Raw genomic sequence first — 14,077 nt, forward strand, 5'->3', positions numbered from 1 at the left:
ATCTGAAGATACTGATGGGTTCTTACCTCATGTTCGTCCTTATACGGCTAATTTTTCAACGTGGACCTATTGATGTACAAGCCTTGTGTAACAAACCCACCCACCCTATTTTACTAGAGCAGATGGGTTTGACCTAGAATGAAGTATTCGAGGAAGACATGGGTCCAATATCACGGTCACCAGCCAAGGCAGCGGACTGCGCCAGGAACGATCCTGCAGAAATCAGTAAAGCGACTGCAACAACAAATCCGATTAGTCGTTTCATAATATCCCCTCCTTCCCGTCACTAAGTACTCGCAGAAGATACACACACCTCTTCTGAAGATCATACGCCTTACCTGTGTCCGCTAATGCTTCATATGCTTCGGCAGCAATTTGCAAGGAATCAACTTGGTCAACCAATAAGCCAATTGTATCAAAAACTGACGCCGATTTTAAAGCGTAGTCAACGCACTTTTTAAAATCTTGAAGCTTTAAATGATAACGGGCACACGCCTGAAAACATTCCGCACCCTCGTCAGTGCCATGAAGATTGTGAGTAATCACAAACTCCTCCGCCTGTTGTAGCTCTCTTTCTGCCATCTCATAGTTCTCCAGATCAAGCTGAATGGCGGACTTTTTGGTAAGCACACGAACCAGATCCGAAATGCTGCCTTGCTCTTTAAAAGCTACCGCACATTTTTCTAATTGACTCAACGCCCGTTGGGGATCTTCCAATGCAGTCACGGTAGAAGCCATGGTGTGCTGAATGATGTGATATTGGTGCATTAAGTTGAGTGCAAAAAAGATATTCATAGCGGTTGAGAACGAATCAACCGCACCGGCGTAATCTTTCAAGTTTTTATAGGAGATTCCTTGCGCATACACGGTCATCGCCAGCTTATTCATATCCCCAATGCCTTGAAAATACTTATAAGTCCTTTCCAAGAAAAACAACGACTCTTGGGAATGACCTATTTTCCTCAAGGTGATCCCAACGTTGTACGAAATCTTTGCAGCTAGCAGATCAAACAATGTGAACCGGCTCGTATAGTCATACGCCTTACGGTAGTTGTAGTTGGCATGCGTATAATTCTGCAAGCCGTAATACACATTCCCAATTGTATAACGGATCAGCGCCAACATCCGCGCATCGTCATAATTGACCGCTTCCAACTCATCCGAAAGGGGGATGAGCAATCCCAGTGTTTCTTCATACCGCTTTTGCTGATACCAGCATTCTCCAAGCTCCACGGTAAGTTCAATCGACTCTGCTTGTGATAAATCATTTCTGGCTCTCAGTTGGTGCAAGAGCGGCTCAGCTTGATTAGGCTCCTTGATTTCAAGATACACCTTGACCAGTTTATGCTGGCATGCCATCGCCATCTGACCAACATCATCTTCTACTAACTCGTGCAATGGAATTTGTAATTTACGGGCAATATGCCGCAATAATTCTACAGAAGCTGTATTCCTGTTGCGTTCGAGTTGACTAATCATCGATATTGTCACAAAACCGTCAGCGAGCTCACTTTGTGACATGCCCTTCTCCAGCCTAAGTCTCTTTATCTTTTCGCCAATTGTTTCGACCGTAATGAGTTCCACGAAACGCCCCCCTTTATCAGTCACTAAAGTAATTATATCCCAATCACAATAAAAAGGACAGTTGAATTACAATGTTTTCTCCAAATGAATAACATCTGTTAATAAGCACAAAAAGGTACCGATATATCGGCACCTCTTTTACTATCGGGAGTAAACTGTGTATCCACGACTTGAAGACTTTATCCGATAAGGAAGAAACACGATTCTCATCACTCGGTCGCGACCTAGCGTATTCTTAACGTCGCTATACGAGTTGATGCTTTCAAATGTTGCTGTAGCTCCCATATCATCTAAGTATTGCACCATGACTACGGAACTGGTTGTGCTTCGTTCGCCTAAAACTACACTGAACGTATGCCGAAGCTCATCTTGCATTTCTTGTTCCACAACTTGAACAAAACTTCCCCGCTTGCCCAGGTAGTTGATATGAAGCAGAATGCTCTTCAAGGTAGACAACTTGTCTCCTTCTAGCCCATCCACACAGATCGCAATACACAGATCTCCCTCAAACGAGACAAACTCCCGATAACCGACCGAAGAGATAAAGGGTAGCCCTTCTGGGTCCTTGGTTTTTGGCTCACTCAAAACTTTGATGAAACTGTTATTGACGACAGCATGTGCGGGAGGCTCAAAACGGATCTCCAGGTCGCGTACCCATGGAAAAATATCAGCTCCGTCCAGTCCCATGCGAAAGGATGCATCCAAAATTGCCATCTTCACGCTGTACATGCTCGGGACAAGATTCGTTTTTCCTCCAGAACTCGTCGCCATCGAGGATCGGAGGGAAAACAGTGCGGTATGACGATAGGTTGTCAGCAACCACATTGGAGTTATCTCACCTGCTCAATCAAGTCAGCCATGATTTTCGTGAACTCAGATTGGGAGTGGAACACATGCGTTTGAATGGTGTTCGGATACAGACGATTCAGGTTGTTAGAAACACCCTCGATTTCTGCTTGGTATTTCGCATTCAACGGGCTAATCGTCGGCGCAGGCACGGTAGAGCCTGATACCGCTACTACGCCCTCAAAGTTCAAAATGTGCGGAAATTGAGTGCTGCGGTGAGCACCAAGCGGTTTGATGAAGGTCAGCATCACGCTCTCGAGCAATGCCTGAACGCGCTCTTGGCGCTCAGTTTCGGAAATCTCGTATTCACGTGTGAAATCGTTAAAACCCACTCGATTCAATTCTGCGTTCATCACGAGCGCGTATTTCCCTGAGCTCGCCGGCCGATAGAAAATATTTTGGCCCAAGTTGGCTCCACTGTCGTCACCAGACCCCTCTTTGCGATCTTTGTCAAACTTCACGTGAAAGTACGTTTCTGTACGAGTGACTTCCGGGAGGCCGATCAGCCAGCCAAATTCAACCGTCGATTTTCTCGGAGCGGAGTTTTTGTTCGCGGTGATCAAAACGCCTTCAAGATCGTCCATCGCACAGTGGTTCAGCAGTTTCCTCAAGACATCAGCTGTCGGAGCCTTACTTCCTAAAGATTCTATAAATTCGTGGTCAGCGTTGATACGGTTGGAGCTCAGCGTCTTGCATCCTTCACAGAGCGCCAAGTCTTTATCAACTGCCAGACCATGCAAATGCTCCGCTTGGATATGCTTCAACATATCGCCGGATACCGCGTTGACAACGGTCGGCTCCCCTTCGCCATCCAAAATGTGCACCATACGAGTCTGCAGGTGATTTCCTTCCGCACCTTCATTGTTCAGCGAGTGCATGTCCAAGGTCAAAAGACCGGAAATTGAAAAAGATTGGAACGGAATGCTCATTAGATTTCCTCCTCAAGTGACTGCTCGTCATTTTGTTGTTTCGTATCGTCTTTTGCCGATGCAAAGGCAATCAGCAGCATTGCAATCGTCTCGGTCTGTTTCGGATACTTGTCAAAAAGGGAGAACAGCTCCTCCAACTCCTGAAGCGTGACATTGGCTCTGCGTCGTCCAGCCCCCTCTTTAATCCGTTCAGCCCGACGTGCATTTTCCGCGTTGTATTCGTTGACGAACCTTGCCACACGCTCAATCAACTGCTCACGGAATTTCGCCTTCTGCTTGATTTCTTGAAAGAGTCCATAGTGGATGTCAAAACTTTGATTGCCTCTGGACTTATGAAACTGCTCTGTCACAGTAGCCTTGCGCATCGCTTCGGCTACACTTTTGAATCCAGCATTTCTGATAACTTCTGCGATCGGCAACTTGCTGTTTTCTTGAGATTTCAAAAACAACGCCTCCAAATCCGAATAGGTAAACGTCCGAGCTGGTTTGCCCTTTTCTCGTTTTTTCATCAGTAAAATACCATTGCCGCCAAGAAACTGTAGAAATGCACGCCAATCACTTGCCGACAAAAAATCTCGATACGCCCCAAGCAGGTCCGCTTCTTCGCTTTTGTCCTCGTCCCAAAGTTGCAACACTTTGCGATGGTCATCGGTGATGCGTTTCCAAAGATCGTAATCAGCCTGTGTCTTCACAGTGAACCAGTCAGGTACACCAATGCTGGAAATGTTTGTGACAGCTCGCCCGGAACCGAGTGACTTGAAATAGGTAGTCTGGATCGAGGAGATCAGATCTCTTGGACTCTTGTTCAAAACCAGTCTTAAACGTACTCCGCTCTCTTTTTCTGCATGTTGGAGGAGGAAACCGACTTGGTCGAGGACTGCAAAAATGTCTGACTTGCGGGAAGTCCAAGCAAGTGTCCCTTTTTCCTTATTCATGGCTTGATATGTCCGAAACGTTATTTCTTTAGGAACAGGTACCGACATTTTGATATCCTTGTTCATGGAATAACCCATGAGTGCAATATCGCTCGCAATGTAACGTAGCCACTCTTCAAACCAATCCAAAAAATCATTTGGCAACGACTTTCTGGATGTGCTCAGTGCCTTTGTTTGATTGATTCCTTTCCCAGCAATCGGATTGAAGACTTGCAGCGGAGAAGTGCTAGGTGCAAAGGGCGTCGTACCCTGAAGATCAGTTCCTGTTCCCAACGCCATTAATCGTTGGATCAAAGTCGTGCGAAATGCTTCCGGGTCTGCATTTTCAATCTCGCGATATAGCTTGTTCCTTGCACCAAATCCTTGAAGAAGGTTGATCTTCTGGAAAGTAGGAAACCGTGGTTCTGGACCCCGCGGTCGAGTTTCATCATCACTCAAAATCCCAGACTTTGCTTTGGCATTTTTCTTCTTGTACTCCCGCTCTTCATCGGCAAGTCTTTTTTGCTCCGCATAAAGAATGGCATTTGGTGGTATGTCACCATCCTCATCGCTCAAATGAGCATAGCGAAACTGCGGACGTGCCTGCAATTTCTGATAGTCCAGATTGGACAGATCGACCGGGTCTGATGTTATCAGAAATGAATCGCTTTTTTCCGAGACGAAAACCTCTTGCTCCCCGTCCAACAAAAAGTCGATCATTTTCGCTAGCCCAACCGCAGCTAACGTGTCAGCATACGTGCCGGTTCGCTTATACAGAGTCCACTGTGATACGAGCTCCATTCTGATCCTCCTTTCCCTCGTGCAACAGACGCTGGGACAATTGGTCATTAAGACGCACTCTTCGCACCAAGTACCAGTACAACGCGAGAACGTCAGGTTTGATTAACCTGTTTTTGTAGCTGCTCAGATCTTCAGCTTCATGATTCAGTTGCACCCCTCCATCAAATAACCCAGAAAGACTTTTCCCTACTATTTCTTCCGCCCGCTTGGCAATTGAGAATTCTTTATAATTCTCACTAAATGCGTTGTGGTGTCTCATGATTGCGAGAACCATTGCAAAGTATGCGTGCTCCTGTGCTTGACCATCAAACCTCAAGGCAGTCTCATCGAAAATGGGAAGGCTCATCAGCGCCCCTTCGACTGCATGATTCCCTCGCTCATACATTTTCTTTTTCGATTCCTTCCGGTCCGCTGGATTGAGACCGTCGTAATCGGTGTGTGCCAGCAGGTCCGATTCGTCTTTGTTCCTATACTGAACTTGCCATTTCCTAACAGCAATCTGATACTTTTTTGTGAGTTTGCCCACATCATGCAAAGCACCGACCAATTCCGCAACGTAAGCGATTAAAAGCTGACCATCCTGTCCCCGAAGCTGCTTACTCAACTTGTCGTTCGCGACTCGAAACATATGCAATTGCTCTTCATGTTGAAAGAGGGAGCGAATTCGCTCTACGTGCTCCAAGTACGTCTCTCGCACATAACGAAAAGGTTGATTGGCCCTCGCGTGATCTGTTTTTTGCTCTTTAGACATGAGGCACTTACGATTACCGGAAAAAGGAGGCAGCAACAAACCAACATCCTTTTGATAGTTCACAATCTGCGGAGAGAGACAGACCAGTGAACATCCCCTAATGTCACGTTCTGATCGAATTGGTGCCCAGGTGACTTCCAGCCCCTTAGATTGGCTCTTCTCAAAGATCGGATACCAGCCGATATCGTATTCTTTAACCTTCTCCAGCTCCTGCTTGATCAACTTGTAGAGCCTGAAGGTTGAAATCGAAACACGCTCCGGTTTGTTTTCCAATCGTAAACTCTCAGGTGCGTTATGTACCAATACACTCACATTGTCTATGAGACGTACAAGCTCTTGGACATTACCCTCCCCAGAAACCAAAGACTGTTCAATCACATCAGCTCTGGCAGGCAAATCAAGAAAGGCTTCGTTTAGTTCCTTAACATCCAAGGTTCCGTGTACGTATTCAACGATGGACTGCTCAAACTCAGGAGTCATCTGACTGGGGACGTTGCTGATTAGAAATTCCTCAGTTAAGCACAACCGCTCAACATCGTATGGAGATGGTAATCGCTCCCCCTCCGCATCTACCAACGAGAAAACATGTATTTTCCCGATTTCTTCTTCATAGCGCGCGCAACGTCCAGCACGCTGCAAAAGTGCGTTGGCCGGGCAAAGATCCGTTATCAGAACATCAGCCGAGATGTCTAGACCAACTTCTACAACCTGAGTCGCCACCAAGATAGCAGGGGCTTTCGCTTTTTTATAAAATCTCTCATGAACCCATTTCTCCGTGTCCTGTCGATCTTTCTCAAACATCCTTGAGTGAAGGCATCTGACAGGAAGGTGCATGCCCTCATCAACAAGGCGAGATTGCAGTTCTAGGTAGAGCTGCTGCGCCCTGTCAACTGTATTGATGACAACAAGAGTTTTATCCCCGCGACTCTTTAGGATCGCATCAACACTTAGGGGCTCCTCATGCCACTGAAGACTTCGTGTCCTATTGAGTTGATTCATGTTACTCAGCCGTATTGGTGTCGTGTTCAAATGCAGGGAGATGCGATCAACGATCTCGGATGGGGCTGTTGCAGTCATCACAAAAAATTGGGTGAAGTGCTTCAACCGTTTCATCATCTCCAAAAACGTTAGCAAAGCTTCCTGATAAGACAAGAGATGGAATTCATCGATGATCACTTGCGCACCAATGAGTGCACCCGGCGGTATATTTGACGCCGGGGCAGAAGTTCCGAATGCAAGACCTACATAGGCACTCAAGAGTTGATCGATCGTCGTAAAAACGATGTCCCCTTGAAAATAGGGGTCATCAGGTTGGTTCCCCATTTGAAGAGTGACGTCCAACCCCAATTTTTCTTTAACGATCTCTTCTGTCGATTGATGTAGCGAGGAGGCGAGAGCACGGAGCGGCAAGGCATAGATTACGCGATCTGCAACCGGCTTTCCGATTTTCTTTGAATACAGGAACGGCGCCAAAGCAGCGTAGGTCTTGCCTGCGCCTGTTGGCGCAACAAGCACCATGTTTTTGTCCAACAGGACTTGCTCGGCTACTTGTACTTGGTATGGATATGGTTTATTGCCAAACGTTTCTTGAAAAAATTCCTGAAATCCAATGTCCATTCTCATGACCCAATTCGAATTCTGCCAAGATCAAAGACCGTATTTTTGCCAATGTGAGTCAACTCTGCAACTTGTAGCCAAGGCAAAAACTCTTTCCAGTCGCCTTCATACTGCGCCCATCCCATAATGCCGCCGAGCTTCATTTTGGCATCTTGCCGTGCGGAAAACCGGTCATAATCGACCCATTTAGTCTCCTGTCGAACGAGTTTAATCTGTTCTGCTTTTTGCAATAATTCTTGGAAGTTTTCGGAACTGGTATCAAGTCCGTGGTGGTAGTGAAGCAGCCCGGTTATGCGGCGCAGTACATTGCGGAAGATGATATGAAATTGCGGGTCACTCGTATAGCGGCCTTGCCATTTCATTCGAAGTGGAGTCTCAAAGAAAAGTATTAGACGAGAGTAGTCTGAGTTGGCGCTATCAAGATCGGTGATTACGTCTGCACCAGTAGAGATTATTGGATTGTGTGTTTGTTCTCCTCCCTCCATGTAAACCATTCTGTCCATTTCCCGCCTCACGCCTTCCGATGCCACGTGATTCAGGCGGTAGGGTTTTCGGCCCTTGCCAATACCTGAGTTGCCTAACTCCCGAAAAGTCGAAACGAACAATGGAGCGTAGTCGATCCCCTTGCCGAACAAGCGCAAGCGCAGTGTCAGTACTTCCCCAGGCTCGTAATAGGTCTGCCGATCCACAGGTACTTCCAGCAAGTAAGGACGCGGAATCTGCTCGTATCGACCCATGAATCCCCCTGTTTCTTCTTCTGGAGCTGTCTCAAAAATATAGCCGTATGCGCATACAGAACTCGCTTGGCATTTTACGCAAGCTTCATCAGCTCTCATACAAGCAAGCTTCTTGAAAACATGCCCGAATCCACCACGAAAGGTCGATGCCTTCCATGGAGGCAATTCGACCCCTTGTTTGCCAGCCTGCAGTGTAAAGCGGTACGTTGCGAACTGTAAGTTTTTAAGCATTGTGTCCTCCGTCCCCAATAGTGGGTCTCAGTTTTTGAATACAATCTTAATATCGTACTAAGAGTTATATTTTACATTCTTGAACGAAAAAACAATACCTTCTACAAAAGTCAATAAAGTGAATTTTATGATCGCAGAGTACTACCGAATGCTGCAGATCATCAGACCGGTTTTAGCGAACCACACGCGCGAAGCTCATGTCTACATCCTGCGAATCGGCTTGGTCGAGGACAGCTTCGATAAACGGCGCTTTGAGCTGCAAGGTGAAGATGAAGCTTTTCAAATACTCGATGAAAACGGAATTCTGCTCTTGGAAACTCTCGAAAGGTTGCGACATGCTTTTCTCGAGGTGTTCAGATTTAGCAAAAAAGTCGACAGTATTTTTGCTGAGCTCATTCAACCAGTGGAACAATTCAGTCCATGTCGAATGAAGTTCTGCATCTTCAAGTTGGGCATGTGTTTCGATGATGCGTTTTAAGATGCCAAGCAGCCGATCAAAGACCGCGCGGTCTAGTGCGCCACGGTCGGTGTGTTCTGTGTTTTCCCATCCTAGTAAGGTGCGCTCGATTGCGACTGTCAGCGGTGTCAGCTGGTAGTGGAAGTTTTTTGTTTGATTTCGGCAATGCTTTTGAAGTTTCGATTGACTTGCCGCTCGATCAAGTTGCCCCACTTAACAAGCATCCGGAGATCCTGTTCGACTTCTTCTTTGGTGTACTTTATCTCCGGGTACGCACTTTTCACGTGCTCGTAAATCTCTCTTTTAAACACCTGATAGCGGTAGATCTCGTGCTGTTCGAACAAGTACCTGATGATCGGCCGGTATCGGTCCGAGTTGTCCTGCGCGAGATATTTCGCTTCCGTGATCTGATCCACTAACGCCCTCACGGCATGCACCAACTTTCGATTTATAACGTTGATGAGTACATGATGGACGAATAATTTTTAAATTATACACTTATTGGATGTTTTGTAAGCCTTCATTTGAATTGAAATCAAAAGATTAGGTGCTAACATAAAAGAGACAAGCCTCGTGAATCGGCTTGTCTCTCTCGGGTAGGGACTTTTGTTGTTATGTGGTGTTTATGTACGAAGAGTCGGTGAGTTTTTACGGGTCATTCATATTTGTTCCACTATAGCTCGGGGGTCACGATGTTAGTAGAGAATACGGGCGTTTTCCTTTTGCAGATCGTCGATTTCAGTCCCCTACAACTTGGGTCTCACGATGTTACTTTATTACCAAGCCGCTAAACAAGACGATGGATTGTGCTTTCAGTCCCCTTCAACACGGGTCTCACGATGTTACCGACCTTGATGGCCGGACAAAAATACTGTTCTGGCGCGGGTTCCGCAAACTTTGCAACGGGCTTTAGATGCTACATTTTTCGAGGATTCATTTTCTGTAGAAAAAGTGGCTCGATCCTCGAAACTCTAAGTCATATCCTTATGTTCCCCAGTTTTAGAATACAATATCCGCTCTTAGGATACAATGAATGGTTAGCCTATAATATAAAAAGATATATCCTGAAGGAAGGGCAGCGATTAGGAAATAAAAGGAGCGAATGATTTGAAAGCATTGCTTACAGATACTTACCTGATGCCAAACGCGATGATTTCGGAGATCGCATATGGCATGATGAATCATAATTATTTGGTTCAAACACAGGATGATACATACGTGTTGAAAGCCTACTCAGCTCACCTCTATCCCCCCGACCGTGTACGTCGAGTCTGTTCGGTGCAAAAGATGTTGCGCCAATCGGGTCTGCCGGTTCCTGACGTGATCGCGACCGCTGCCGGGGAGTTGGTGGCGGAATCGAAACCGGGCTGCTGCTATGTGCTAAGCCGTTTCGTGCTTGGGCAGCATCCTCAGCGTTTGCATATTCGCGCAGCCGCTGCATTTTCTATGGGGCACACGCTAGGGCGCTTGCATCATGTTCTTGAACGAATGGATCGTGTCACAGATTACGCAGTGATGGATTGGGAGACCGCGATGGATCGGACGGAACAATTGCTCCGGCTTGCGGAACCGCATCGCCACGCTACCGGCGTGGATGAAATAGCATATCAGGTGTTACAGAGTCAGCTTGCAGCAATTGAACGTCTCGCTGTGCTGCGTGCTGGATTGCCGAAATTGCCAGCACAGTGGGTGCATGGCGATTATCAGGAGACCAACTTGCTATTTGATAAAGACGATCAAATCACCGCCGTGATTGATTTTGACAACCTGCGCTGCGTTCCGAGGGGATTGGAGCTCATGCGCACGATGCACCTTTGTTTTTATAACCGACGGGAACTGCTGCCTGAGGCATACGACTTTTTTGCCGGATATGCAGCCACTGCGAATGGCTTAACCACTGACGAAGTCGAAGCGCTCGTTCCTTACTGGACCTACCAAGAACAGATTACCGATTGGCCGATGCGCACCCGCTACGAACAGCCGGACAAATATGATCCTCGCTGGGATCGGTTCATCCAAATCAGCAATGATTTTTGGGAGACTCATCGCGGTCCTGTTACTGAACGATTTCTCAAAATCCTGCGCACAAGCAATAACAAGTGAGTTAGCGCAATGCCCCTTTATTACGAACGAAAAACCTCGCCAGAAACGGCGAGGTAGTTTTTTGTTGTGATTCTTCTCCTACTACAGATGTTAGTGGCTGTCCGTATGGTTATTTCTTTCCCATTTTCTCAGGTCATTCGAACAGTCTCAGTCCCATTCAACTCGGGTCTCACGATGTTACTGGACGACAACCCGAAGCTCCCTTTCAAGGAATTCGCCTTTCAGTCCCCTTCTACTCGGGTCTCACGATGTTACAGCGCAATGATGTAATCCGTCATTACGAAGTGCGAATCTTTCAGTCCCCTTCTACTCGGGTCTCACGATGTTACTCAGGAGGGGAACGCAGATGCATGTAGAAATCATTCACTTTCAGTCCCCTTCTACTCGGGTCTCACGATGTTACGACCGAATGCGGCAGCGCGTCTGTGCCGCCCAAGTCTCTTTCAGTCCCCTTCTACTCGGGTCTCACGATGTTACGATCTCCAATTGCCACAAGACCGCGAAAAGCTCGCGACTTTCAGTCCCCTTCTACTCGGGTCTCACGATGTTACCGACCTCGATGGTCGAACAAAAACACAATACTGGAGCGGGTTCCGAAGACATTAGAGCGGGCTTGGGCAACTGCGTTTTTCGAGGATTCATTTTCTGTAGAAAAAGTGGCTCGATCCTCGAAAACCTTGTGCCTATCCTTATATTTCCCAGCTATAGAATACAGTATCCAATCTTGGGTTACAATGAATGGTTGGTCTGAAGAAAAAGGAAATCAAGTTCTTTTACGAGTCAACGGCTCTTTCTTCCTAATTTAATACAAGTGCTATTTCAGTAGGTAGTTGCCGAAGTCATCCAGCAGCAGGTTCGCTGCTGTGATATCGCTGCCGTTCAATCATTCTTGTTCGTTATTTTGCTTACCCGTTGCCGGTGTCACAGATGAAGTAGAAGATGAGTACCATCGACAAGTCAAACACTGTTGGTAACAGATTGCTTATGGCTGTTTGCCGCACGCGCAGAGAATATCTTCTTGGGTCATCAGGCTCGGCAAAAAGCCATTTGTCAGTTGCGATGACACTCTGATTCCCCAACCGGGAAATTAAGCGGCTACAACCTGATCTCCTGTATCCTAGGGGAACTTCTTATTTAAAAGAAAAGAATATCAATCAAACAAGCAAATATGCTAAAGAAAAGTATCTCAAGTATAGACTTCAGGAAAAGGTTTTTATCACGTTGCTTTGCAGAGAAGTTTCTAATAATCACAAAAGCAATATAGCCTAAAATAAGGATTTTCATATCAATCGGGCACCCCTCTATTACTGTCCAGGTGGTGACTTTACCCTTTGATCGGGTCGACAAAGTAAATCTTGCATGCTTATACCAAGTGTAATCAGCACCCGTTGTACTATTCTTGATAGTTGCATGGTAATGGTAATCCATACTTGTTCAAAGGGAGCACCACCAACCAATACCCTGATTTGTACTGAGTTAGTCATGATCACTGTATGTCCCACTGCCGCCAACACAAACACTTTCTTGAACGTCCAGAGAGATGAAGTTCGGTGCATATTTCGTTTTTGAAAACTTTTGTCCAATAATTCAATTTTGTTGGTTTCTAATCCTTCATTGTCCTCGGCCATAAGTGGAAAATTCCCTCACGCTGCTCAAAGAAACGCCCCAGTCGTTAGAGAGGCTCAGGATTACCTGAAATTCTTGACACCCTGCCTTTCCATATTCTATATTATAACCAACGGTTACTAACCATTGGTTATAAAGAGGTGAGTCGATTGCCAAGAAGCAAAAAAGAGCTTCGTGCTGAGGAAACGAAACAGGCGATTATCCTCGCCTCCGGTCAATTGTTTGCCAAGCGGGGTTTTGAAAAGGTTACAATGCGGGAGATCGCCAAAGAGGCAGGTTGCTCGCATACTGCAATTTATTTGTACTTTAAGGACAAAGAGGCGCTCTTGCATCAGTTGGCGATGGGGCCGCTGCAGGCGTTGTTAGAGCGGTTTGAGGAGATTTTGCAGGAAAAGAGCCTGCCGCCTGCAGAACGGCTGCGGACGTTTACGCGGGAGTTTATCCGCTTTAACCTGACACAGCGGAGTCTGTACAACATTCTCTTTATGACACGGGCGTCGCGGGTGGATGTGGAGGAGCAGGAACTGGCCGTTCAGCGGCTGCGAAACCGGCTGTTTGATTGTTTGCGCAGCGCGATCAAGATGTGCTTGCCGGGTCAGGTGGCGGAGGAACGGATTCTGGCCTATGCGCGGATCTATTTTTATACGCTCCATGGCATCGTGGGAACGTATCTGGGATCTGACGAAACGGATGACATGTTACTCGAGCGGTTGGGCTCAACGTTTGAACTTGCGGTGGACGTGATGCTGGCCGGGTTTCAACAAACGCTGGAAAGGGAGTGGAAGGCGAATGAAAATTGAACAGGTCTCGGATCACATCTGGTGCTTAAAATCATGGCTGGTGATCCTCACGGTGCGGGTCTGGGTCGTGGTCGAGAAGGATGGGGTCACGCTGGTCGATGCCGGGATGCCCTTCATGGCGAAAGGAATTCTCAAGTTTCTGCAGGAGTTGAACGCAGGTCCGCTGAAGCGCATTGTGCTGACGCATGGTCATGGCGATCATGTCGGGGCGGTGCAGGCGATTCTGAAACAGCACGCAGTGCCAGTCTCTGCACACGCCATTGAAATGCCCTACTTGGAAGGCGAACTTCCGTATCCGCGCCGTAAAAAAGCGGAAGCCGGGTTGCCGAAGGGGCTGGTGCAGACGCTTTCGCAGGACGAGGAGAGCTTGCAGGCAGTCGGCAGTTTACAGCCGTATCTGACTCCGGGGCACTCGCCGGGTCATGTGGTGTACTTTCACGAACAAGACGGTGTGCTGTTGGCCGGTGATCTTTTCACTTCGAAGCACGGTCTGCTCAAACGCCCGATGCCGATGTTCACGGCAGACATGGCCGAAGCGGTGCGTAGCAGTGCGATCCTCAAGGAGCTGCAGCCCAAGCGCTTAGAAATTTGCCATAGCCGGCCGGTGATGAACCCTGCAGAACAAGTGGATCGCTATCTGAGGGAAAACGCGGGCAGCAAGTGAGGAAATGTACTGCAAAC

10 protein-coding genes, 1 pseudogene and 1 CRISPR repeat array are annotated in these 14,077 nt (G+C 47.2%); of the genes and pseudogenes, 3 read left to right on the forward strand and 8 right to left on the reverse strand.

Translation table 11 applies throughout. The annotated features are described in order from the left end of the window. Nucleotides 1-261 precede the first annotated feature (261 nt). From EV586_RS10230 to EV586_RS10260, 7 genes and pseudogenes are all read right to left on the reverse strand, one after another. Nucleotides 262-1,584, reverse strand: coding sequence for a helix-turn-helix domain-containing protein (locus EV586_RS10230; protein ID WP_132944995.1), 1,323 nt, complete (start codon nucleotides 1,582-1,584; stop codon nucleotides 262-264). Nucleotides 1,585-1,725: 141 nt separating this feature from the next. Then, nucleotides 1,726-2,409: a type I-A CRISPR-associated protein Cas5 gene (locus tag EV586_RS10235; RefSeq protein WP_132944996.1), complete on the reverse strand. Its 684-nt coding sequence runs from the start codon at nucleotides 2,407-2,409 to the stop codon at nucleotides 1,726-1,728. Between the two features lie 5 nt (nucleotides 2,410-2,414). After that, nucleotides 2,415-3,359: a DevR family CRISPR-associated autoregulator gene (locus EV586_RS10240; protein WP_132944997.1), complete on the reverse strand. Its 945-nt coding sequence runs from the start codon at nucleotides 3,357-3,359 to the stop codon at nucleotides 2,415-2,417. Next, the gene (locus EV586_RS10245) at nucleotides 3,359-5,074 is read right to left on the reverse strand and encodes a hypothetical protein (protein WP_132944998.1); all 1,716 of its coding nucleotides are present in this window, start codon (nucleotides 5,072-5,074) and stop codon (nucleotides 3,359-3,361) included. Before EV586_RS10245 ends, EV586_RS10240 begins: the two co-directional genes overlap by 1 nt. Further along, nucleotides 5,043-7,442: a CRISPR-associated helicase Cas3' gene (gene cas3, locus EV586_RS10250; RefSeq protein WP_165898515.1), complete on the reverse strand. Its 2,400-nt coding sequence runs from the start codon at nucleotides 7,440-7,442 to the stop codon at nucleotides 5,043-5,045. Before cas3 ends, EV586_RS10245 begins: the two co-directional genes overlap by 32 nt. Before the next feature lie 2 nt (nucleotides 7,443-7,444). Continuing rightward, on the reverse strand, nucleotides 7,445-8,410 hold the full coding sequence (cas6, locus tag EV586_RS10255) for a CRISPR system precrRNA processing endoribonuclease RAMP protein Cas6 (RefSeq protein WP_132945000.1): 966 nt from the start codon (nucleotides 8,408-8,410) through the stop codon (nucleotides 7,445-7,447). A 172-nt stretch (nucleotides 8,411-8,582) separates the two neighbouring features. Next, nucleotides 8,583-9,304, reverse strand: a pseudogene (locus EV586_RS10260) (DUF2397 family protein). Nucleotides 9,305-9,974: 670 nt separating this feature from the next. Between EV586_RS10260 and EV586_RS10270 the strand changes: the two are divergent. Beyond that, complete coding sequence (locus EV586_RS10270) at nucleotides 9,975-10,970, forward strand: phosphotransferase (protein WP_132945002.1); 996 nt, start codon at nucleotides 9,975-9,977, stop codon at nucleotides 10,968-10,970. A 144-nt stretch (nucleotides 10,971-11,114) separates the two neighbouring features. Then, nucleotides 11,115-11,521: a CRISPR direct-repeat array (repeat unit 37 nt; unit sequence CTTTCAGTCCCCTTCTACTCGGGTCTCACGATGTTAC). Nucleotides 11,522-12,274: 753 nt separating this feature from the next. Here EV586_RS10270 and EV586_RS10275 read toward each other — a convergent pair. Then, nucleotides 12,275-12,598: a hypothetical protein gene (locus EV586_RS10275; protein ID WP_132945003.1), complete on the reverse strand. Its 324-nt coding sequence runs from the start codon at nucleotides 12,596-12,598 to the stop codon at nucleotides 12,275-12,277. Between the two features lie 147 nt (nucleotides 12,599-12,745). Between EV586_RS10275 and EV586_RS10280 the strand changes: the two genes are divergently transcribed. Further along, the gene (locus EV586_RS10280) at nucleotides 12,746-13,396 is read left to right on the forward strand and encodes a TetR/AcrR family transcriptional regulator (RefSeq protein WP_132945004.1); all 651 of its coding nucleotides are present in this window, start codon (nucleotides 12,746-12,748) and stop codon (nucleotides 13,394-13,396) included. Beyond that, nucleotides 13,386-14,060, forward strand: a complete 675-nt coding sequence (locus EV586_RS10285) for an MBL fold metallo-hydrolase (RefSeq protein WP_132945005.1) — start codon at nucleotides 13,386-13,388, stop codon at nucleotides 14,058-14,060. The genes EV586_RS10280 and EV586_RS10285 overlap by 11 nt, the downstream gene beginning before the upstream one ends. Nucleotides 14,061-14,077 lie beyond the last annotated feature (17 nt).

The sequence above is a fragment of the Tumebacillus sp. BK434 genome, assembly GCF_004340785.1.
Classification (GTDB): domain Bacteria; phylum Bacillota; class Bacilli; order Tumebacillales; family Tumebacillaceae; genus Tumebacillus_A.